The organism is Actinotalea sp. JY-7876 (assembly GCF_014042015.1).
Lineage (GTDB): Bacteria > Actinomycetota > Actinomycetes > Actinomycetales > Cellulomonadaceae > Actinotalea.
The window spans coordinates 638,964-659,655 of the sequence record NZ_CP059493.1; the positions used below are offsets into that span (position 1 = coordinate 638,964).

Consider the following 20,692-nt stretch of genomic DNA (forward strand, 5'->3'; position numbering starts at 1 on the left):
ATGGCGGCCGCCACCAGGTCTCCCGCCAAGGACGCCGTCCTCGCCTCGGCCGTCGACCTCGCCCGGGCCGCCGCCCAGGAGGTCGCGGACCGTCCGGAGCTGGTCGGCGAGCACCTCGGGGTCGTGGTCGAGGGCGAGCGCCTGGTCTCGCACCGCTTCGCCTCCACCGCCCCCGGCTACCGCGGCTGGCACTGGAGCGTCACGGTGGCGCGCGTCCCGCGCGGCCGCACCGCGACCGTGTGCGAGGTCCACCTCCTGCCCGGCGACGACGCGCTGCTCGCACCGGAGTGGGTGCCGTGGGCCGACCGCCTGCGCCCGGGAGACCTCGGGACCGGCGACGTCCTGCCGTACCTCCCGGACGACGACCGGCTCGAGCAGGGCTACGAGGCCACGGGTGACGCCGACGCCGACGAGCTCGCCATCTTCGAGCTCGGGCTCGGGCGCGAGCGCGTGCTCTCCCCCCGCGGCCGATCCGAGGCCGCGGAGCGCTGGTACGCCGGCTCGCACGGGCCGACGGCGCCGGCCGCCCTCGCCGCGAGCGCGCCGTGCTCGACGTGCGGGTTCCTGCTGCTCATGGCGGGCTCGCTGCGCACCGAGTTCGGCGTCTGCGCCAACGAGTGGTCGCCCGACGACGGCCGCGTGGTGAGCATGGACCACGGCTGCGGTGCCCACTCGCAGACGGACGTCGCGCCCGCGCCCAGCGACTGGCCGGACCCGCCCGCGTCCGACGCGATGGACCTGGAGCTCGTCCGGCTGCTCGACCAGGCCGCGCCCCCGGCCGCCGAGCCCGAGGCCCAGGAGCCGGACGCCGGGTCAGACCCCCGGGAGTGACGGCCGACCGCTTCGCGACCGGACCGCTGCGCCGCGCGGTCCTCGCGGGCTGGTCGGACCACCCGCCGCGCTTCCGCGAGGACGCGAACGCGGAGGAGGACAACGCGCGGCGGTACTACCGCGACCGCGTCGTCGTCGAGCTCGCGCAGAACGCCGCCGACGCCGCGGCGCGGGCCGGCGGGCAGGGGAGGCTGGCACTCCACCTCGCGCGGACGGCGTACGGGGTGACCCTCACGGCCCGCAACACCGGCCGGCCGCTCGACGCCGCAGGGGTCGCGTCCCTGGCGTCGCTGCGCGCCTCCGCCAAGCACGACGACACCACCGTGGGCCGGTTCGGCGTCGGCTTCGCGGCCGTGCGCTCGGTCGCCGACGAGGTCACCGTCGCGTCCCGCACGGGTGCGGTGCACTTCTCCCTCGCGGCGACGCGGGCCGGCCTCCGCGACGCGCCCCCGGGGCTGTCCGAGGAGGTCGCGCGCCGGGGCGACGCGCTGCCGGTCCTGCGCCTGCCGTTCCCCGGGCCGGCGGCGGGGCACCCCGGTGAGCCCGGTGAGGGCTGGGACACCGCGGTGGTCCTGACCCTGCGCGACGACGTCGCGGTCGAGCGGGTCCGCGCCGAGCTCGCGGCGCTGGGCGACGTCCTGCTGCTCGCCCTGCCCGCGCTGACCTGCGTCGAGGTGCGCGACGAGGTCGGCGTCCCCGGCGGATCGGCCCGCGTCCTGCGCGACGTCGGGGAGCGGTGGGTCGTCGCGACCCGGACCGGCGTGCACGACGCGGCCCTGCTCGCGGACGCGGCGGTCGAGGACCGCGACCGCCGCGCGTGGCGGGTCACCTGGGCCGTCCGGCGGCCCGGCGCCACTGCCGACCGGCCCGCGCCCGTGGTGCACGCGCCCACGCCGACCGACGAGCCGGGCACGCTGCCGGCGCTCCTGGTCGCGACCTTCCCGCTGGACCCGTCGCGGCGGCGCGTCGCCCCCGGGCCCGTGACCGACGCCGTCGTCGCGGCCGCCGGTCTCGCCTGGGCCGACCTGCTGCTCGCGTGCCGCGACGGGACCGGCGGCGCGGCCCCGGACCCGGCCGACCTCCTGCCGCCCGGCCTGCCCGCCGGCCCGCTCGACGCGGCCCTGCGCGTCGCCGTCGTGCGCGCGAGCCGGACCGTGCCGATGCTCCCGGCGGCCGACGGCGGCCGACGGGCCGCGGCGGACGCCGTCGCCCTGCCCGCCGGCACGGACCGGGCCCTGCTGCGCGCGCTGGCGCCGTGGGTGGACGGGCTCCTCGACCTCGCGCCGCCGCAGCGCCACCTCGTCGGCCTCCTGGGCGTGCGCACGGCCGAGCTCTCGGAGGTCGTCGACGCCCTTCCGGTGACCGACCCGGCCGGCCTGCACGGGCTCCTGGATGCCGTCCCCGGGGACACGCGGGTCCTGGAGCAGCTCGCGACGCTGCCGGTCGTCCTCGCCGACGGCCGCGTCGTGCGCGGGCCGCGGGGGCTCGTCGTCGCCGACGGCGTCCCGGAGCCCGCCCTGCGCACGCTCGGGCACTGGGGTGTGCGCGTGGTGCACCCGCGGGCGGCGCACCCCGTGCTCGAGCGGCTGGGCGCCGAGCGCGTCGACGCATGGGGCCTGCTGCGGCACCCGGCCGTGCGCGAGCGTGTCCTCTCGGCGGACCCGGACGCCGACGCCGACCACGGGGACGACCAGCACGGGGACGACGGCCACGGCGGCGAGCCGGGCGGCGGGCCGGCGGACGACGCGGCCCTCGTGGCGGACGCGGTGCTCGGCCTCGTGCGCCTCGGCCTGGCCTCGGGGCCCGCGCCGCAGGTCGGGTGGTGGGGCGAGCTGCTGCTCGAGGCCGACGACGGCGACCGGCTGCCCGCGGCGGGACTCGTGCTGCCCGGCTCGGACGCCGCGCGCTGGTTCGACCCGGACGTCCTGCCCCCCGTGGCGCGCCCCCTCGCCGAGCGCTGGGCGCCGGAGCTGGGCGCGGTCGGCGTGCGGTCCGGGCTGCGCGTGGTCCGGCCGGGTGCTCCGGCCGACGCGGGCGAGCCGGGGCTCGACGACGCCGACGACGTCCTCGCGGACCTCGACGGCTGGCCCGCGTACCGCGCGCGGCTCGCGGACCTGGGCGTCGACGACCCGGCGTTGCTCGACCTGGCGGTGGTGCCGGACCTGGACGCGGTGCGGCCCGACGCGTGGGAGGAGGTGCTGCGTGCGCTGACGACCGGCGACGCCCGGGCGGCGCTCGTGACCCCCGGCGGGCGGGTGCCGTCGTACACGGCGTGGTGGCTGCGCCATCGCTCGCCCCTTCCGCTCGGCGGTCCCTTCCTCCTCCCGGGCGCCGACGTCGGCTCCGGGCTGCTCCCGCCGGCGCCGCCGGTGGTCGTCGCCGCGGTCGACGGCGACGAGGTCGTCCTGCGCGCCCTGGGCGCGGTCTCAGCGCTCGCGGAGCTCGACGACGTCGGGTGGGCCGCGGTGCTGGGCCGCCTCCCCGCCGCCGGCGCGGACGTCGACCCGGCCGTGGCGGTCGACGTGTGGCGCGCCCTCGTGGACCTGGCGCGGGCCGACGCCGACGTCGATCCCGGTCGCGTCCCGGCGTGGTGCGCGGGCGGGCGCGGACCGGGGCAGGTGCGCGCGGCCGAGGTCGGGGACGTCGCGGTGGCGGACCCGATGTGGGCGCAGCACCCGGGCGTCGGCCCGGTCGTGGTCGTGCCCACGGGCGCGGCGGCCGACCTCGCCGACTGGCTCGACGTCGACCTGGCGGCCGAGCGCGCGGCGGGGCGGGTGACGACGGTGGGGGTGCCCGGGCCCGTGCCGGCGCAGGCCCGCGTGCTCGCCCCCGACGCCCCGGACCGCTGGGTCGAGCACGAGGACCTGCGGGTGGACGGCCTGCCGGTCGAGTGGTGGGTCGCGCAGGGCGTGATCCACGCGTGCACCACGGGCGGCCTCGCGCGCGGGCTGGCCCAGCTCACGCGGTGGAGCGACCGCCACGCCCTCGCGAGCGTCCTGGCGGACCCGCGGGACCTGCCCGTCGTGCTCCTCGAGCGGGCCGGCGAGCCGTGAACCGCAAGCTCGTCCTGGGCGTCTTCGTGCCGGTCACGGTCTTCGAGACCGGCATCGGGGCGATCGTGCCGGTGGTCGCGCTGACCGCGACCCGGCTCGGCGCCTCGCTCGCCGGCGCGGGCCTCGTCGTCGCGCTGCTCGCCGTCGGGCAGATCCTCGGGAACGTGCCGGCCACGGCGGTCGCGGCCCGGCTCGGGGACCGCCGGGCCATGCTCGTGGCGGCGTGCGGCTCGGTGGTCGTGCTGGTCGGCGCCGCGCTCGCGCCGAACGTCGCCCTCCTGGCGGTGGCGCTCACCCTCCAGGGCGCGCTCAACGCGACGTTCATGCTCGCCCGGCACTCCTACCTCGCCGCCCACGCCCCCGTCGAGCGCCGGGCCCGGGTGCTCTCGACGCTCGCCGGCCTCCAGCGCGCGGGGACGTTCGTCGGACCCTTCCTCGGCGCGGCCCTCATGCACGTCTGGGGCCTGCCGGCCGCGTGGTGGCTCGCGGTCGGCACGTCGCTCGTCGCCGCCGCCGTGGTCGCCGCCGTGCCCGACGAGGTGGCGCACGTCGCGGAGCCGACGACGTCGTCGCTGTGGCGCGTGGCGCGGGACCACCGGCACGTCCTCGCGACGCTCGGCATCGCGGTCCTCATGATCGGGGCGGCGCGGGGCGCGCGGCAGGTCGTGCTGCCGCTGTGGTCGGAGCACCTGGGGCTCGCCCCGGCGACGACGAGCCTGGTCTTCGGCCTGTCGGGCGCCGTCGACATGCTGCTCTTCTACCCGGCCGGACGGCTCATGGACCGTCGCGGCCGGCTGTGGGCCGGGGTGCCGTCGATGCTGGTGCTCGCGTCCGGGCTGGCGCTGCTGCCGCTCGCCTCGGGCGTCGCCACGCTCGCCTGGGTGGCGATGCTCATCGGGCTGGGCAACGGCATGGGGGCCGGGATCCTCATGACGCTCGGCGCCGACGTCGCGCCGCCCGCCACGCGCGCGCAGTTCCTGGGGGTGTGGCGGCTCGTCTCCGACGTCGGTGCGGCGGGCGGCCCGCTCGTCGTCTCGGGGGGCGCCGCGCTCGGCTCGCTCGCCGGCGGCATCTGGACCATGGCGGGCGTGGCGGCGCTGAGCGCGGCCGCGCTGCTGCGCTGGGCGCCCCGGTGGACGGTGCACGCGAACCGCACCACCCGGCGGCGTGCGCGGGAGGCCGGGGCCGAGCCGGCGTCCTGAGCCGGACCGCGCGGTGCCTCAGCGGCTGCGGCGGCGGTGCTCCCAGACCAGGGCGAGGCCGCCGAGGACCATGCCCGTCGCGCACGTGGCGACGTCGGTCGCCGTGGCGCGGTCGGACGCCGCCAGCGCGCCGACGACGACCAGCGCGACCGCCCATGCCCCGATCCCGGCCACGAACACCCGGCGCAGGTCGAGCTCGACCGGGTCGAGCGTGCTGGGCGCCAGGAGCGACCGCAGGCCGGCGGAGACGGTCGTGGGAGCCGTGCCGGCCCCGCCACGGGTGCCTGCGTCGGCCCCGCCACCGGTGGCGGGGCGGTCGGTCGGGGTCGTGGGCACGTGCCGAGCGTATCGCCGGGCGAGCGTGAGCAGGCCCACGCCCACGGCGGCGCCGAGGGTGTTCATGACGACGTCCTGCAGCGTCGCGGCGCGCGTGGGCCAGAAGAGCGCCTGTCCCGTCTCGATCGCGACCGACGACGCGCAGCCGAGCGGCACGGCGAGCCACGCCCGGCGGAGCCCGGCGAGCGGGACCAGGATCCCGAAGGGCACGAACATCACGACGTTGGCGGCCGCCTCCACCGCCGCCACGTCGACGCCCGTCGGCAGGCCGCGCGCGTGCAGCCACGCCAGGCCCCGCTCGAGCGCGGTGAACGCGCCGGGATCGGCGAAGTCCGGCCACTGCGTGATCCGCAGGACCGCGAGGAGGTAGACGGCCAGCGCCACACGTACCACGACCGCCCGAGGCTGTCCTCCGAGACGTGTTCTCACGGGAAACAAACGTCTGCCACCCTGTGCGCCATGACGCAGATTTCCGCCCCTGCCGCGGCGCGCCCGAGGAACCGGGTCGACGCCTTTTTCAAGATCAGCGAGCGCGGTTCGACGATCGGCACGGAGGTCCGCGGTGGCCTCGTGACCTTCTTCACCATGAGCTACATCATCGTGCTCAACCCGCTCATCATCGGCACGGTGCCGGACGGCACCGGCCAGTTCCTCGGCGGCGGCGACGCGCCGAACCTCGGCATGGTGGCCGCGACGACGGCCCTCGTCGCCGGCGTGCTGTGCATCCTCATGGGCACGGTGGCCAACTTCCCGCTCGCGCTCGCGGCCGGGCTCGGCCTCAACGCCGTCGTCGCCTACTCGATCGCCACGCTCGACGGCGTCACGTGGGCCGACGCGATGGGCATCGTCGTCCTCGAGGGCCTGATCATCCTCGTGCTCGTCCTCACCGGGTTCCGCACGGCGGTGTTCCGCGCGGTCCCGATCGAGCTCAAGACGGCGATCAGCGTCGGGATCGGCCTCTTCGTCGCCTTCATCGGCCTGGTCGACGCCGGCTTCGTGCGCGTCCCGGCCTCGCTCGCGACGCCGCTCGAGCTCGGCATCGGCGGGTCGCTCTCCGGCTGGCCCACCCTGGTCTTCGTCGTCGGCCTGCTGCTCGCGATCGTGCTCATGGTGCGCAAGGTCCGCGGCGCCATCCTCATCGCGATCCTCACCTCGACCGTGCTCGCCGTCATCATCGAGGCGGTCGCGAAGGTCGGTCCCCAGGGCGGCGTCGACGAGGAGGGCAACGCGATCAACCCCACGGGCTGGAAGCTCAACTCACCCGCGGTGCCCGAGGACGGCCTCGTCGCGACGCCCGACTTCGGCCTGCTCGGCCAGTTCTCCCTCTTCGGGTCGGTCGAGAAGATCGGCCTGGTCGCGGTCCTGCTGCTCGTCTTCTCGATCCTGCTCGCCGACTTCTTCGACACGATGGGCACCATGGTCGCCGTCGGCGGCGAGGCAGGGCTCCTGGACAAGGAGGGCAACCCGCCGCGCAGCAAGCAGATCCTCGTCGTCGACTCGCTCGCGGCCGTCGCGGGCGGCGCGTCGAGCGTCTCGTCCAACACCAGCTACGTCGAGTCGGCCGCGGGCGTCGGCGACGGGGCGCGCACGGGCCTGGCATCCGTCGTGACAGGCATCGCCTTCCTGCTGGCGACGTTCCTCGCGCCGCTGGTCGAGATGGTGCCGTTCGAGGCCGCGACGCCGGCCCTCGTCGTCGTCGGGTTCCTCATGGTCATGCAGGTCTCGGGCATCGACTGGAAGAACCTCGAGGTCGCGATCCCCGCCTTCCTCACGATCGTGCTCATGCCCTTCACCTACTCGATCACGGCCGGCATGGGGGCGGGCTTCATCGCGTTCGTCGTCATCAAGGTCGCCCTGGGCAAGTGGCGCCAGGTGCACCCGCTGATGTGGGTCGCGGGCGGGCTGTTCGTCGCCTACTTCACGCTGGGGCCGATCAGGGACGCCCTGATCGGCTGACGCGGCGCTCGCCGGTCCTGCCCCGCGCGGCATGGCCTGTGGGAGGATCCGTCCGGCCGGACCTCGGCCGGACTGACGCTGTGGCGCGCGGGCTGGCCTGCGAGCTTCGAGGAGGACCACTGTGCGCATCTCGGTCATCGGCTGCGGTTACCTCGGAGCCGTTCACGCCGCCTGCATGGCCCGGCTCGGGCATGACGTGGTCGGCGTCGACGTCGACGAGGCGAAGGTGGCGCAGCTCGCGGGCGGCGAGGCGCCCTTCTTCGAGCCGGGCCTGCCGGAGCTCCTCACGGAGGTGACCGCGACGGGCCGACTGCGGTTCACCGCGGACGTCGCGCAGGTCGCGGGGGCACGCGTGCACTTCGTGTGCGTGGGCACCCCGCAGAAGCGCGGGGAGAACGCGGCCGACCTGCGGTTCGTCGACGCGGCGATCGAGGCCCTGCTGCCCCACCTGGCGCCCGGCGACGTCGTCGTCGGCAAGTCCACCGTGCCCGTCGGCACGGCCGAGCGGATCGCGGCGCGCGTGGCCGACGCGCAGCCGGCGGCGACCGTGGTGTGGAACCCGGAGTTCCTCCGTGAGGGCTTCGCGGTGCAGGACACCCTCCACCCGGACCGCATCGTCTACGGTCTGCCGCCGGGTGCCGCGGGCGTCGAAGCCGGGCGCATGCTCGACGAGGTCTACGCCGAGCCGCTGGCGGACGGCACGCCGCAGGTCGTCACGGACTACGCGACCGCGCAGCTCGTCAAGGTCGCGGCGAACTCGTTCCTGGCCACGAAGATCTCGTTCATCAACGCCATGGCGGAGCTGTGCGAGGCCACGGGTGCCGATGTCACGCAGCTCGCGGACGCCATCGGGCACGACGAGCGGATCGGGCGGCGATTCCTCAACGCCGGCCTGGGGTTCGGCGGCGGGTGCCTCCCCAAGGACATCCGGGCGTTCATGGCCCGGGCGGGCGAGCTCGGCGTGGACCAGGCGCTGTCCTTCCTGCGCGAGGTGGACTCGATCAACATGCGACGCCGCGTGCGGATGGTCGATCTCGCAAGGGAGGTCTGCCAGGGCTCGATCGTCGGGCGCAAGGTCGCGGTCCTGGGTGCGGCGTTCAAGCCGAACAGCGACGACGTCCGGGACTCGCCGGCGCTGAGCGTCGCCGCGCAGATGGGCCTGCAGGGGGCGCACGTCGTCGTCACCGATCCCGAGGCGATCGCCAACGCCTCCGCGCGATGGCCCGATCTCACGTACGCGAAGACCCCCGAGGAGGCCGCCGCGGGCGCCGACGTCGTCGTGCTCGCGACCGAGTGGACGCACTACCGGGAGCTCGACCCCGTCGAGTTCGGCGAGGTCGTGGCGCACCGCCGCATCGTCGACGGGCGCAACGTCCTGGACCCGGCCGTGTGGCGGAGCGCGGGCTGGACCTACCGTGCCCTGGGGCGCCCCTGAGTCGTGCCGCCAGGGTGGCGGGGATCACCGCCGACCCGGATGTGATTACCTAGGGTAATGACCTAGGGTAGTGACATGACCTCGTCCACGCCCGTGCCGGCCCTGCCGGTCGTCAGCGCCGGGGACTGCCGTCCCGCCGTGCTCGCCGGCGAGCTCCGCGTCTCCCTCACCCACTCGGTCCGCCGCCTGCGGATGGAGCGCTCCTCGGAGCGCATCACCGACGGCCAGTACGCCGCGCTCGCGGCCCTCGCCAACCGCGGGCCGATGACGCCCACCGCGCTCGCCGAGGACCAGCACGTGCAGCCGCCGCCGATGACGCGCACCGTCAACGCGCTCGTCGAGGCGGGGCTCGCACGCCGCGACGTGCACCCCACGGACGGGCGCCAGGTGCTGGTGCACCTGACCGACGCCGGCCGCGAGGAGGTGCGCGAGACGCGCCGCCGCCGCAACGAGTGGCTGGCCAAGCGCCTGGCCACCCTCACGCCCGCCGAGCGCGAGGTGCTGGCCCAGGCGTCCGCGATCCTGCGGACGGTGATCGCCCCGTGAGTCCCACCTTCGCCTCGCTGCGCTACGTCAACTACCGGCTCTGGTTCGCCGGTGCGCTCGTCGCCAACGTCGGCACCTGGATGCAGCGCGTCGCCCAGGACTGGCTCGTCCTGACCGACCTCACCGACGACTCGGGCATGGCGGTCGGCATCACCACCGCGCTGCAGTTCGCGCCCGTCCTGTTCCTCTCGGCCTGGGCCGGCCTGCTCGCGGACCGGGTCGACCGGCGCAAGCTGCTCATCGGCACGCAGGCGGCGATGGGCGTGCTCGCCGCCGCGCTCGGCCTCCTGGTCCTCAGCGGGCACGTCGAGCTGTGGCACGTGTACGGCTTCGCGTTCCTGCTCGGCTGCGTCTCGGCGATCGACGGGCCGGCGCGGCAGACCTTCGTCGCCGACATGGTCCCGCCCGAGCGCCTCGCCAACGCGGTGAGCCTCAACAGCGCCTCGTTCAACGCGGCGCGCCTCATCGGTCCCGGTATCGCCGGCCTGTCGATCGCGTGGGTCGGCACCGGCTGGGTCTTCCTCATCAACGCGGTGACGTTCGCGTCGACCATCCTGGCGCTGACCCGCATGCGCAAGGACAAGCTGCAGCCGATGCGGCCCACGGCTCGCGCCAAGGGGCAGATCCGCGAGGGCATCCGCTACGTCCGCGGGCGCTCGGACATCCTCGTCGTCATGGCCGTGGTCGGCGTGGTGAGCACCTTCGGGCTGAACTTCCAGCTCACGAGCGCCGTGATGGCGCGGACGGAGTTCGGCCGGGGGCCGCAGGAGTACGGGATCCTCGGCTCCGTGCTCGCGATCGGCTCGCTCGCGGGGGCGCTGCTCGCGGCGCGCCGCGAACGGCCGCGCGTGCGGCTGGTGATCGGCTCCGCCCTCGCCTTCGGGCTGGCGACCGGCGCGATGGCGCTCATGCCGACCTACGAGAGCTACATGCTGGCGTGCATCCCGGTCGGGCTGGCCTCGCTGACGATGCTGACGTCCGCGAACTCGACCATCCAGACCTCGACGGACCCGACCATGCGCGGGCGCGTGATGTCCCTGTACATGGTGGTCTTCCTCGGGGCGACCCCGGTCGGGTCGCCGCTGGTGGGCTGGGTCGCCGAGACGTGGGGCCCTCGCTGGGCGATCGGCGTGGGGTCGATCAGCGCCCTGCTGGTCGCCAGCGCGGCGGCGATCTGGGCGGTGCGGCACTGGAACGTCGAGGTCCGCTACCGCATCACGGCACGCCCCCACCTGACCATCCGGCACCGCGACCGCGAGCCCACGGAAGGCGAGCAGCGTGCCGCCGCGGCCGACGCGCTGCGCGCGCAGCAGCTCGGGGACCGCGCGGCCTGAGGACGCGGCTCGCCGCCGCGGCAGCCGGGTGAAATCCCGCGTCCGACCCGTGCCCAAGATGTCGGATATGCGAACATCGCGCCATGGCTCCTCCGGTCGGTGTCGCGCAGGCGGGCACGGCGGGGACCCGGCACGCCGCAGCGACCGGGCCCGCTGCCCCCGCCGCGCGATCCTCGCGGGGGCGGGTGCTGCGCCGGACCCTCCTCGCGGTGCTGCTGCTCGCGGTCGCCGCGTCCGCGTGGCTCGCGTTCCGCGGCGTGCAGGTGGCGAGCGCGCTGGGTGCGGCCGCCACCGAGGTGCGCGCCCTCGAGGCGTCGGTCGCGGACGGCGACCTGGACGCGGCCGCTGTGCACCTGCCCGACCTCCGGTCGCACGCGGCCGCCGCGCTCGCGGGCACCGAGGACCCGGTGTGGCGGGCGGCGAGCGTCCTGCCGGGGCTGGGCACCCAGCTGCGCGCGGTCACCGCCGTCACCCGCGCCCTGGACCTCGTGGCGGGCGACGTCGTCCCGGCGCTGGCCGAGGTCGCCAGCCTGGTCGACCCGGAGGCGCTGGCGCCCGTCGACGGCGCCGTCGACCTCGGGCCGCTGGTCGCCGCCCGGCCCGCCATCGCCGCGGCCGCCGCGGCGGCCGCCGAGGCCGATGCCCTGGTCCGTGGAATCCCCGACCGGGGTCTGGTCGCACCGCTCGCGACCGCGGTGCAGGAGGTGCGCGGCCCGGTCGGTGACGCCGCCCGCCTGCTGAGTGGCGCCGAGGAGGCGGTCACGCTGCTGCCGCCGATGCTGGGCGCGGACGGGCCGCGCGACTACCTGCTCCTCGTCCTCAACCCGGCCGAGCTGCGCAAGGGCGGCGGCATCGTGGCCTCCGTCGCGGTGCTGCACGCCGACGCCGGGCGGGTCGAGCTCCAGGAGTACGTGGCCAGCCAGGCGCTGGCCGGGCCGGGACGCAGCGGCGCCACCCTCGGGGCCGACGAGGTGGCCGTGCACGGCCCGCTGCTCGGCAGCATCATGCAGAACGCCACGATGACGCCGGACTTCCCGCGTGCCGCGGAGATCGCCGTGGAGCTCTGGCGGGACGCCGACGGCAGGCCGGTCGACGGCGTCCTCGCCGTGGAGCCGGCCGCCCTGGCCCACCTCCTGGAGGCGACGGGTCCGGTCACCACGCCGGACGGCACGGTGCTCGACGCGGACGGCGTCGTCCGGGCGCTGCTGCACGACTCGTACGCGCGGTACCCGGACCCCGACGACGCCGACGCGTTCTTCGGCGACGCCGCCGCGGCCGTGTTCGACCGGCTCCTGACCGGCCCGGCGGACGCCACCCGCCTCGGCGGGGCGCTGGGTGCGGCCGTCGCCGAGCGCAGGGTCGCGGTGTGGTCGGCGCACGAGGCGGAGCAGGAGGTGCTCGCCGCGTCGCCGGCCGGCGGCGCGTTCTTCGGCGCGGGGGCCGCGCACGACGCCGGCGTGTTCCTCGACGACGGCACCGGGACCAAGCTCGGGTACTTCCTCGAGACGGACGTGCGGATCACCTGCCAGGAGGCCGCGTCCGACGGCGGCTCTGCGCGGGCGACGGTCGCGGTGGTCCTGACCTCGACGGTGCCGGCCGACCCCTCGGTGCTGCCCCCGTACATGCGGTTCTACGGCGCCCCCGAGCTGTCCGACGGCGTCGTGACCACCAACCTGACCGTCTACGGGCCGGTGGGCGGCGGCGTGGCCGACCTGCGCCGCGGCGCCGCCGCTCTGGGCGCGGCGCGCGCCGAGGAGGCGGGGCGGCAGGCCGCCGTCGTCCCGGTGGTGCTGGCGCCGGGGGAGTCCGTCACCGTCGAGGCCGCCGTCGACCTGCCCCCCGGGCAGACGGCCCTCGGGGCCTGGCGGACCCCTGGCCTCGACGGCGTCGGCCTCGTGCCTGCCGAGCGTTGCTGACGACGTCGGGCGAGCGGCCTTCCACAACCACCCGTTCGGGCGGGGCGCCACCGCCGAGAACGTGCGACGATGATCCGAGATGTCCGATTAGTACGGATTCCGACCAGGTGTCGGGGATGAGGAGACCGAGATGAAGCGAGCCCTACGGTTCGTGGCGGCACTGGCCATCGCAGTCGGCGGCGGCGTCGGAGCGGCCGGCGCGGCCTCCGCCACGACGGTGACCGACTGCGCTCCTGGCGCCACGAGCTACTCGCCGGGAGGCGTGTGCGACGTGAGCGTCGTGACGGAGGTGATGTGCAACAGCGGCGTGCCGACCCTGCAGTACGCCATCACGGCACGCGGCACGTCCGCAACCACCGCCACCCTGACCTGGGTCAACCCCACGGGGGAGGACGTCGTGGTCACCGGCCTGCCGCTCGAGGGCTCGGTGACGTGGCCCGGCGCGCAGGCCGGCACCGTCGGCACGACCGCGGCCTGGGCCCGGGGCCCGGTCGAGGCGCAGTTCCACGTCAACCCGACGACCGTCGCGACCGTGAGCTACCCCACGAGCACGGCCTGCGTGCAGGGGGTCACCGCGGCGAGCAACCGGCTGGCCGCCACCGGCTCGTCCACGACGCCGCTCCTGGCGGGTGCCGGCGGCCTGGTCGCCGCCGGCGTCGTCGGTGTCCTCGTCGCCCGGCGCCGCCGCACGGGCAGCCTGCTGGAGGGCTGACGCCGCCGACCCGGGGTGCCGCCCACGATCGGTCGGGCGGCACCCCGGGTCGTCGAGGATCCGCTAGGGCGTCCCCGCGACAGCGCTCGGCCGACGGCCGGCGTGCACGGACCAAAGGCCGAGGACGACGGCGACGAGGCCGACGAGCACGAGGACGGGCACCAGCAGGAACGCGCTGTGGGCGCCGAACGAGTCGGCGAGCGTGCCGAGCAGGAACGGCGCGATCGCGACCGACGCGCCGGTGCCCACCGACGCGAGCGCCTGGGCCTGGTCCGGGCGGCCGTCGGACGCGCGGAGCGTCAGCGAGACCGCGAGCGGGTAGTGGGTGCCGTAGCCGAGGCCGGCGAGCACGAGCCCGGCGATGGCGAGGACGGGCGTCGTCGCCGTCCAGAAGACCAGCCAGCCCGCGCCCGCGAGCACGAAGCCGACGGCCAGCAGCTTCTCGGGGGCCTTGCGGGTCGACAGCGGCCCGACGACGAACCGCGAGGCGGTCATGCCCGCGACGAGGGCCGCGACGCTCGCCGCGGCGAGGGCCGGCGGGGCGCCCGTCCGCTGGATCAGCAGGTCGGAGGCCCAGAAGGTCGTCGCGAACTCGATCGCGGTCCCGCACAGCAGGGCCACCCAGAAGAACCAGAACGTCCGGCCGTACCCGTGGTGCGGCGCGACGTCGGTCCCGTCCTGCGCCGTGACGGTGGCGCGCGCGACGGTGCCGCGCCCCATCGCGCCGTCCACCCGCACCCGGAGGATGACCAGGGCGGAGGCGACCGCCAGCGCCGCGGTCATCGCGACCGCCGGTCGCCAGCCGAGGCCCGCGCCGACGGCGGCTCCGAGGGCGAGCGGGGCCAGCAGCCCGACCATGGCGCCCATGCCGTTCGCCTCCGTCACCGCCGCGGAGCCCGCGGCGCCGTTGTGGACGGAGAGGGCGGGCTGGGCGGCGGAGATCATGAGGTTGCCGCCGACGGAGATCACGAAGCACGCGGCGAGCGTCGCGGGCAGCACGCTGCCCCACAGCAGCAGCGCGATCCCGACGCTCAGGACGACGCCACCGACGAGTGCCTGGTTCCGGCGCCCGTAGCGCTGCGCGACGCGGGAGCTGACCAGGCCGGTCGCGATGGTGCCGCACGCCATCGTCGTGCCGTGCAGGCCCGCCTGGCCGCGCGAGATGCCCTGCTCGTCGGCGATCAGGGGCACGGCGGGGGAGAACCCGTAGAGGAACCAGCCCCAGGTGATGAACGGTCCGTAGAGGGACAGCGTGAGGCGGTCGCGCACCAGGCGCGGGCGCTCGCCCACGGCGGAGGTGGTGCTCACGTGAGGCGCTCGACCACGTGGTCGATGCACGCCGTCAGGGCCTGGACGTCCGCCGGGTCCACCGCCGGGAACATGGCGACGCGCACCTGGTTGCGGCCCAGCTTCCGGTAGGGCTCCACGTCGACGACGCCGTGGCGGCGCAGCACGCGGCACACCGCCGGGGCGTCGATCGTGGCGTCGAGGTCGATCGTGCCCACGACGGTGCTCCGGGCGTCCGGGTGGGCGACGAACGGTGTCGCCCACGACCGGGCCTCGGCCCAGCCGTACAGGTGCGCCGCGGACTCCGCGGTGCGGGCCGCGGCCCACGGCAGGCCTCCGTGCCCGAGCATCCAGTCGAGCTGCTCGGCGAGCAGCACGAGCGTGGCGATCGCCGGGGTGTTGAGCGTCTGGTCCTGGCGCGAGTTCGCCACCGCGGTGCCCAGCGACAGGAAGCGCGGGACCCACCGCTGCGCCTCCAGGCGCTCCGCGCGCTCGACCGCCGCGGGCGAGAGGGCGGCGAGCCACAGGCCGCCGTCGGCCGCGAACGACTTCTGGGGGGCGAAGTAGTAGACGTCCGTCTGCCCGACGTCGACCGTGAGCCCGCCGGCCGCCGACGTCGCGTCCACCAGGACGAGCGCGTCGGGTCCGGCGCCCTGCGGCCGCAGGACCGGTGCGACGACGCCCGTCGAGGTCTCGTTCTGGGGCCACGCGTACGTGTCGATGCCGTCCTGTGCGACCGGGAGCACGCGCGAGCCCGGCTCGGCCGTGCGGACCGTCGGCTCGGCGAGGAAGGGTGCGCGCCGGACCGCCGTCGCGAAGCTGGTGCCGAACTCGCCGTAGGCGCACAGCTGGGCGCGGTCGGCGACGAGGCAGAACGTGGCGACGTCCCAGAACGCCGTCGAGCCACCGTTGCCGAGCGCGATCTCGTAGCCCTCGGGGAGCTGCAGCAGGTCCGCGAGGCCCTCGCGGACGCGCCGGACCAGCCCGCGGACCGGGGCCTGGCGGTGCGAGGTCCCCAGGAGCGTCCGGCCGACGGCGGCGAGCACCTCGACCTGCGCGTCCCGCACCTTCGACGGGCCGGAGCCGAAGCGTCCGTCGACCGGCAGCAGGTGCGCGGGGATCTCGATCCGGGTCTCGTCCATCACGCGTCAACCTTAGGTCGCGCGCCGGGCCCCTCACCCCGGACCTGCGTGCTGTGCCAAGGTGAGCCCGGCATGTGGACCGCGGGCCGGGCGACGAAGCCCGGGCGCCGGTGCGCTCGGTGCCGAACGGCTCCCGTGCGCCCCGTAACCTGGGGGCAGACGGCCGGACAGAGGAGAGGCGCCCGCGTGAGCGACCTGATCGACACCACGGAGATGTACCTGCGGACCATCTACGAGCTCGCCGAGGAGGGGATCATCCCCCTGCGCGCACGCATCGCGGAGCGCCTCGGGCACTCGGGACCCACGGTGTCGCAGACGGTCGCCCGCATGGAGCGGGACGGGCTCGTCGTGGTCAGCGGCGACCGGCACCTCGAGCTCACCGAGGCCGGGCACCTCAAGGCGACGCGCGTCATGCGCAAGCACCGCCTGGCCGAGCGGCTCCTGACGGACATCATCGGCCTCGAGTGGTCCTTCGTCCACGACGAGGCCTGCCGCTGGGAGCACGTGATGAGCGACCGCGTCGAGAAGCGCCTCATCGAGCTGCTCGACCACCCGCAGCACTCGCCGTACGGCAACCCGATCCCGGGCCTCGCCGAGCTGGGCGAGGTGCGCGCGCAGGAGGCCTTCCTCGACGGCGTCGTGTCCCTCATCGCCTACGCGCGGGCCGCGGCGGTCCAGGAGGGCACGCCGTCGGACGTGACCGTGCGCGCCGTCGTCGGGCGCCTCGGCGAGCCGCTGCAGACCGACATCGAGCTCCTCGAGCGGCTCTCGGCGGCGGGTGTCCTGCCCGGTGCGGAGATCACCGTCGAGCGCGGCCAGGGCATCGTCACCGTGGGTGCCCCGGGCGCCGACATCGTGCTGGACCTGCCCGAGGACGTGGCCCGCCACATCTTCGTCGTGACGCCCGCCTGAGTCGTCCGCCACGTCCCGCGCGGGGCTTGGACCGGTTTCTCCCAGATCTGCAGGGAACATCTCGTGACCGGAGCGTGACATACGGGCATCCGGCAAGTACTGTCGGCTTCGCTCCACGATCCCTCCTCGTGGCGCCTTCGGACGGAACGCCTAGTCCTGCCACCGTCCGTGGTCCGCACTACTCGCTGGCAGGAGCGGGGGAACCACCAGTTTTCGGGCCTGACGGAGCGATCCGACTGGCTCTTGGGGTGAAGCCGCGTGAGTGCCGTCCGACGCCCTGTGCGACGTGGCGGTGTGATCGAGGCCGGGTGAACTCCCATCCGAACCCGACAGCTCACCTCGTAGGCGTCGGAGAGGTACCGCGTGTCTGAGAACTCCCTGCGCGCACGGCATCGCGCCGCGCGTCGCCCCCTGACCCCTCTTGACGACCTCGCCACGGCAGCCACCGGCAGCCTCGCGACCGTCGGCCGCCGCTCCGCCGTCGTGGCCGCCTCCGGGGGTCTCGTCATGAGCATGACGCTCCCGGCGTCCGCGGCACCGGCCGACAACGTCAGCTCGCTGCCGTCCGTCGACGTCTCCTCGCTCACCGCCGAGGCGCGCGCCGCGCTCGCGACGTCGCCCGTGGTGACGGTGCCGGTGGACGCGGCCTGGGCCTTCGACACGCCCGCCATCACGGTGACGGCGAACCCGGAGCCCGAGCCCGAGCCGGAGCCCGTGCGGAGCGCCGCGGCCTCGCGGTCCGCGTCGGTCGAGCGCGCTCCCGCGACGCAGCAGGAGGCCGTCGCCTCCGCGCCGGTCCCGCAGGCCGTCGCCGGCAACGCCGTCCTCGAGGTCGCCGCCCGCTACGTGGGCGTCCCGTACGTCTCCGGCGGCACGACGCCGGACGGCTTCGACTGCTCGGGCTTCACCTCCTACGTCTACGCGCAGCTCGGCATCACGATCTCGCGCACGTCGTCGGAGCAGCGCAACGCCGGCACGGTCGTCTCCCGCGCCGACGCGCAGCCGGGCGACCTCATCTGGACGCCGGGCCACGTCGGCATCTACGCCGGTGGCAACACGCAGATCGACGCGCCCCGCCCGGGCAAGACGATCCAGTTCCGCGAGATCTGGCAGAGCAACCCCACGTTCATCCGCATCGGCTGAACGAGGCACACGCGCAGCACCTCCGCGGACCACGCCCGTGACGAACGGCCCTCACCTTCGGGTGGGGGCCGTTCGTCGTCCCGGCGGCGCGCCCGTGGGGCCTCACCTGCGTGCGCGGGACGCCGCGCGTACGCTGGCAGCGCTGCTCCACCAGCCGAGCCCGGCAGCCAGCCGGGTCCGACCGACCTGGTCAGGGAGACTGCCGTGCGTCGAGACACCGCGACCCTCCGCGGGGGTGGGGCCGCGCGGCCGCACCTCATCGCCCCCGAGACGTCCGTCGCCACCCGCGCGGTGCGGGCGCACGAGCCGGACGACGTCGCCCGGGCCTCGGCGGCGGGCCTGCGCCGCGTGCTCCTGCTGAACGCGAGCCGGGAGCCGCTCTGCGTCGTGAGCGCGCACCGTGCGGTGACCCTCGTGCTCAGCGGCAAGGCGGTCGTGCTGGAGGAGGACACCGCGGTGCTCCGGTCCGAGAAGCTGACGCTGCCCGCGCCGCACGTGCTCTGCCTGACCCGGTACGTGCACGTGCCCTACCGGCCGACGGTCCCGCCGACGCGGCGCACCGTCCTGCAGCGCGACGACCACCGCTGCGCGTACTGCGCTGCCCCCGCCGACACCGTCGACCACGTGCACCCGCGCTCGCGCGGCGGCCGTCACGAGTGGACCAACGTGGTGGCGGCGTGCGCGCGGTGCAACCACCGCAAGGCCGACCGGCTGCTCGCGGAGATCGGCTGGCAGCTGCTCGTGACGCCGTCCGTGCCGCGCGTCGGCTGCGCGGTGCTCGCCGCGGCGGCCCGCCCCCACCCGTCGTGGAGCGCGTACCTGGCGGCGTGACCCGCGACGGTCGCTCCGCCGGGGTGCGCCGGTCCGACGGCCACGCCCGGCTCCCGTCAGGACCACCCCGCCCAGGCTCCCGTGAGCACGTCCGTTCGGGGCGAGTACGTCCGCCACGAGGGACGTGCTCGGTGGGAACAGACGTGCTCGGCGCGGGCGGGGACCGCGGGCGGGGAGCGCGGGCGGGGAGCGCGGGCGGCGGCGGCGAGTGGAGCGCGGGTGGGGTGTTGGCGCGGGTCGGTGGACCGGGCGGTGCGGATCGCGGGCAGACTGGACCCAAGGGCGGCGCTCACCAGGATCCAGGAGGCGGTCATGAGTCACGACGAGGTGGTGCTGGTCGGGGTCGACGGCTCGCCGGCGAGCCTGCACGCGGCGGACTGGGCGGTCGCCTACGCCCGGGCCCACGGCCATGGTGTGCACCTGGTGTGCTCGTACGCGGTGCCCGCCTTCACGGCCGCGGCGCTCGACGGCGGCTACGCGGCGCTCGACGACACGGCGATCGCCGACGGCGCCCAGGCGGTCCTCGACGAGGCGACGCAGCGGCTGAGCCGCTCCGGCGTGCGCGTGACCTCCGCCGTCGCCACCGGCGATGCCGCGGCCGTGCTCGTCGAGCTCTCGCGCGGCGCGGCGGCGGTCGTCGTCGGGACGCGGGGGCGTGGCGGCTTCGCGGAGCGGCTGCTCGGCACCGTCTCGTCCGCGCTGCCGGCCCACGCGCACTGCCCGACCGTCGTCGTGCCGTGGACCAGCACCGATGACGACGGCGAGACCGCTCCGCCGACACCGGTGCGCCGGATCGTCGTCGGCGTGGACGGCTCGCCCGCGGCCGAGGTCGCGCTCGAGCAGGCGATCCGCGAGGCGGAGCGGTGGGGCGCCGAGCTCACTGCGGTCGCCGGCGTGCCGGTCGGCGCCGGGGCGGGCATCCTCGCGTGGCTGCCCGCCTCGATCGACCACGCCGCCGTCCTGCGCGACGCGGCCGAGGGACTCGACGTCGTGGTCGACCGGGCCCTGGTGCGGCACCCGGGCGTGGAGGTGCGGCGGCACGTGCTCGACGGCACGGGCGCCGCGCTCCTCACCGAGTTCTCGACGGCGGTGGACCTCGTGGTCGTGGGCTCGCGCGGGCGCGGCGGCTTCGCGGGGCTCCTGCTCGGTTCGACGAGCCAGGCCGTGCTCCACCACTCCGCGTGCCCCGTCATGGTGGTCACGCGCCGCTGCCAGCACCCCGCGGACGACGAGCCGCTGGGCCGCCGCCCCGGCTCCTGACCCGGCTGCGGGCTCGGCGGCGGACCGCGACCCACGGCGGGCAGGTCACGGCAGCGGTGGTGGGAGGTCCGGGCGCCGGACCAGCGGCGTGAGGACGACGGTCGAGCGCGTCCGGTCGACGAACGGCTCGGCGGCGATGCGTTCGACCACCTCGTCGAGGTGCCTCACGTCGCGCGCGCGCACGTGCACGACGGCGTCCGCCTCGCCCGTCACGGTGCTCGCCGCGACGACCTCCGGGTAGCGCTCGAACGCCGCCCGCATGGTCGCGGGGCTCGTGCGCGGCGCGCAGTGCACCTCGACGTGCGCCTCGGTGGCCCAGCCCAGCGCCGCGGGGTCGATGCGGACGGTGAACCCGTCGATGACGCCGCGCTCGCGCAGCCGGTCGACCCGCCGCTTCACCGCGGGCGCCGAGAGGTTCACGCGCGCGCCGACGGCGGCATAGCTCGCGCGGGCGTCGCGGGCCAGGTGCGCGAGGATCGCGGTGTCGATCCGGTCCACGCCGGCGTAGGTCCCCTCGGGTGGGACCGGGTTCTGCATGCGCCCAGCATGCCGGACGCGACCCGATCGCGATCACGGCCGCGCGGACGTTCACTGGACGTGGGCGGGATCACCCGTCCGTCGCCGCCACGCAAGGGGGTTCGGCATGGGTATGGACGACATCACCGAGAAGGCCAGCGACGCCGGCATCGAGAAGGCCGGGGACGCCGCCGAGAAGAAGGCGGGTGGCCACGGCGACAAGGTCGACAAGGCCGAGCAGGCCGCCGACAAGAAGGCCGGCGGCTGACGAACGACGACG

18 protein-coding genes and 1 riboswitch are annotated in these 20,692 nt (G+C 75.9%); of the genes, 14 read left to right on the forward strand and 4 right to left on the reverse strand.

The annotated features are described in order from the left end of the window. From H2O74_RS03145 to H2O74_RS03155, 3 genes are read left to right on the forward strand one after another with little or no spacing between them, the layout of a single operon-like run. Window positions 1-831, forward strand: a complete 831-nt coding sequence (locus H2O74_RS03145) for a DUF3027 domain-containing protein (RefSeq protein WP_182113086.1) — start codon at window positions 1-3, stop codon at window positions 829-831. After that, the gene (locus H2O74_RS03150; RefSeq protein ID WP_182113087.1) at window positions 828-3,884 is read left to right on the forward strand and encodes a sacsin N-terminal ATP-binding-like domain-containing protein; all 3,057 of its coding nucleotides are present in this window, start codon (window positions 828-830) and stop codon (window positions 3,882-3,884) included. Before H2O74_RS03145 ends, H2O74_RS03150 begins: the two co-directional genes overlap by 4 nt. Further along, window positions 3,881-5,086 (forward strand): MFS transporter, encoded by a 1,206-nt coding sequence (locus tag H2O74_RS03155; protein ID WP_182113088.1) that lies wholly within the window; start codon window positions 3,881-3,883, stop codon window positions 5,084-5,086. The genes H2O74_RS03150 and H2O74_RS03155 overlap by 4 nt, the downstream gene beginning before the upstream one ends. A gap of 18 nt (window positions 5,087-5,104) precedes the next feature. Here the strand turns inward: H2O74_RS03155 and H2O74_RS03160 are convergent, their stop codons facing one another. After that, window positions 5,105-5,806 (reverse strand): VanZ family protein, encoded by a 702-nt coding sequence (locus tag H2O74_RS03160; RefSeq protein ID WP_255491753.1) that lies wholly within the window; start codon window positions 5,804-5,806, stop codon window positions 5,105-5,107. 75 nt (window positions 5,807-5,881) lie between these two features. Here H2O74_RS03160 and H2O74_RS03165 point away from each other — a divergent pair, with 75 nt between their 5' ends. The 6 genes from H2O74_RS03165 (at window position 5,882) to H2O74_RS03190 (ending at window position 13,321) form a co-directional block, all read left to right on the forward strand. Further along, window positions 5,882-7,378: an NCS2 family permease gene (locus tag H2O74_RS03165; RefSeq protein WP_182113090.1), complete on the forward strand. Its 1,497-nt coding sequence runs from the start codon at window positions 5,882-5,884 to the stop codon at window positions 7,376-7,378. 121 nt (window positions 7,379-7,499) lie between these two features. Continuing rightward, on the forward strand, window positions 7,500-8,813 hold the full coding sequence (locus H2O74_RS03170) for a UDP-glucose/GDP-mannose dehydrogenase family protein (protein ID WP_182113091.1): 1,314 nt from the start codon (window positions 7,500-7,502) through the stop codon (window positions 8,811-8,813). Between the two features lie 75 nt (window positions 8,814-8,888). After that, the gene (locus H2O74_RS03175; protein ID WP_182113092.1) at window positions 8,889-9,359 is read left to right on the forward strand and encodes a MarR family transcriptional regulator; all 471 of its coding nucleotides are present in this window, start codon (window positions 8,889-8,891) and stop codon (window positions 9,357-9,359) included. Next, window positions 9,356-10,693 carry an MFS transporter gene (locus H2O74_RS03180; RefSeq protein WP_182113093.1) on the forward strand — a complete coding sequence of 446 codons (1,338 nt, stop codon included), beginning with the start codon at window positions 9,356-9,358 and terminating at the stop codon, window positions 10,691-10,693. Before H2O74_RS03175 ends, H2O74_RS03180 begins: the two co-directional genes overlap by 4 nt. 83 nt (window positions 10,694-10,776) lie before the next feature. Further along, a complete protein-coding gene (locus H2O74_RS03185) occupies window positions 10,777-12,609 on the forward strand; it encodes a DUF4012 domain-containing protein (RefSeq protein WP_182113094.1) in 1,833 nt (610 codons plus the stop codon). A gap of 130 nt (window positions 12,610-12,739) precedes the next feature. Then, window positions 12,740-13,321 carry an LPXTG cell wall anchor domain-containing protein gene (locus tag H2O74_RS03190; protein WP_182113095.1) on the forward strand — a complete coding sequence of 194 codons (582 nt, stop codon included), beginning with the start codon at window positions 12,740-12,742 and terminating at the stop codon, window positions 13,319-13,321. 63 nt (window positions 13,322-13,384) lie between these two features. Here the strand turns inward: H2O74_RS03190 and H2O74_RS03195 are convergent, their stop codons facing one another. Both H2O74_RS03195 and serC read right to left on the reverse strand, forming a co-directional pair. Further along, on the reverse strand, window positions 13,385-14,629 hold the full coding sequence (locus tag H2O74_RS03195) for a sugar MFS transporter (protein WP_255491754.1): 1,245 nt from the start codon (window positions 14,627-14,629) through the stop codon (window positions 13,385-13,387). Further along, entirely contained in the window at window positions 14,626-15,750 is a 1,125-nt protein-coding gene (serC, locus tag H2O74_RS03200; RefSeq protein ID WP_182114022.1) for a phosphoserine transaminase, read from the reverse strand. The genes H2O74_RS03195 and serC overlap by 4 nt, the downstream gene beginning before the upstream one ends. Before the next feature lie 186 nt (window positions 15,751-15,936). Here serC and H2O74_RS03205 point away from each other — a divergent pair, with 186 nt between their 5' ends. The 4 genes from H2O74_RS03205 (at window position 15,937) to H2O74_RS03220 (ending at window position 19,896) form a co-directional block, all read left to right on the forward strand. Next, window positions 15,937-16,662, forward strand: coding sequence for a metal-dependent transcriptional regulator (locus tag H2O74_RS03205; RefSeq protein WP_182113096.1), 726 nt, complete (start codon window positions 15,937-15,939; stop codon window positions 16,660-16,662). A 137-nt stretch (window positions 16,663-16,799) separates the two neighbouring features. Beyond that, window positions 16,800-17,023, forward strand: a riboswitch (cyclic di-AMP (ydaO/yuaA leader). A 2-nt stretch (window positions 17,024-17,025) separates the two neighbouring features. Next, the gene (locus H2O74_RS03210; protein WP_182113097.1) at window positions 17,026-17,805 is read left to right on the forward strand and encodes a C40 family peptidase; all 780 of its coding nucleotides are present in this window, start codon (window positions 17,026-17,028) and stop codon (window positions 17,803-17,805) included. 204 nt (window positions 17,806-18,009) lie between these two features. After that, a complete protein-coding gene (locus H2O74_RS03215; RefSeq protein WP_255491756.1) occupies window positions 18,010-18,636 on the forward strand; it encodes an HNH endonuclease in 627 nt (208 codons plus the stop codon). Between the two features lie 312 nt (window positions 18,637-18,948). After that, a complete protein-coding gene (locus tag H2O74_RS03220) occupies window positions 18,949-19,896 on the forward strand; it encodes a universal stress protein (RefSeq protein ID WP_182113098.1) in 948 nt (315 codons plus the stop codon). Between the two features lie 45 nt (window positions 19,897-19,941). Here the strand turns inward: H2O74_RS03220 and H2O74_RS03225 are convergent, their stop codons facing one another. Next, entirely contained in the window at window positions 19,942-20,433 is a 492-nt protein-coding gene (locus tag H2O74_RS03225) for an Lrp/AsnC family transcriptional regulator (protein WP_182113099.1), read from the reverse strand. 106 nt (window positions 20,434-20,539) lie between these two features. On the opposite strand from H2O74_RS03225, the gene H2O74_RS03230 reads away from it, so the two are divergent. Then, a complete protein-coding gene (locus H2O74_RS03230) occupies window positions 20,540-20,680 on the forward strand; it encodes an Rv0909 family putative TA system antitoxin (RefSeq protein WP_182113100.1) in 141 nt (46 codons plus the stop codon). The last annotated feature ends 12 nt before the right edge of the window (window positions 20,681-20,692 follow it).

Bases quoted from the DNA above. Each gene is read 5' to 3' on its own strand.
- H2O74_RS03145 (WP_182113086.1), top strand. From the start codon at position 1: ATGGCGGCCGCCACCAGGTCTCCCGCCAAGGACGCCGTCCTCGCCTCG.
- H2O74_RS03165 (WP_182113090.1), top strand. From the start codon at position 5,882: ATGACGCAGATTTCCGCCCCTGCCGCGGCGCGCCCGAGGAACCGGGTC.
- serC (WP_182114022.1), bottom strand. From the start codon at position 15,750: ATGGACGAGACCCGGATCGAGATCCCCGCGCACCTGCTGCCGGTCGAC.
- H2O74_RS03185 (WP_182113094.1), top strand. From the start codon at position 10,777: ATGGCTCCTCCGGTCGGTGTCGCGCAGGCGGGCACGGCGGGGACCCGG.
- H2O74_RS03220 (WP_182113098.1), top strand. From the start codon at position 18,949: ATGAGTCACGACGAGGTGGTGCTGGTCGGGGTCGACGGCTCGCCGGCG.
- H2O74_RS03230 (WP_182113100.1), top strand. From the start codon at position 20,540: ATGGGTATGGACGACATCACCGAGAAGGCCAGCGACGCCGGCATCGAG.
- H2O74_RS03190 (WP_182113095.1), top strand. From the start codon at position 12,740: ATGAAGCGAGCCCTACGGTTCGTGGCGGCACTGGCCATCGCAGTCGGC.
- H2O74_RS03175 (WP_182113092.1), top strand. From the start codon at position 8,889: ATGACCTCGTCCACGCCCGTGCCGGCCCTGCCGGTCGTCAGCGCCGGG.
- H2O74_RS03225 (WP_182113099.1), bottom strand. From the start codon at position 20,433: ATGCAGAACCCGGTCCCACCCGAGGGGACCTACGCCGGCGTGGACCGG.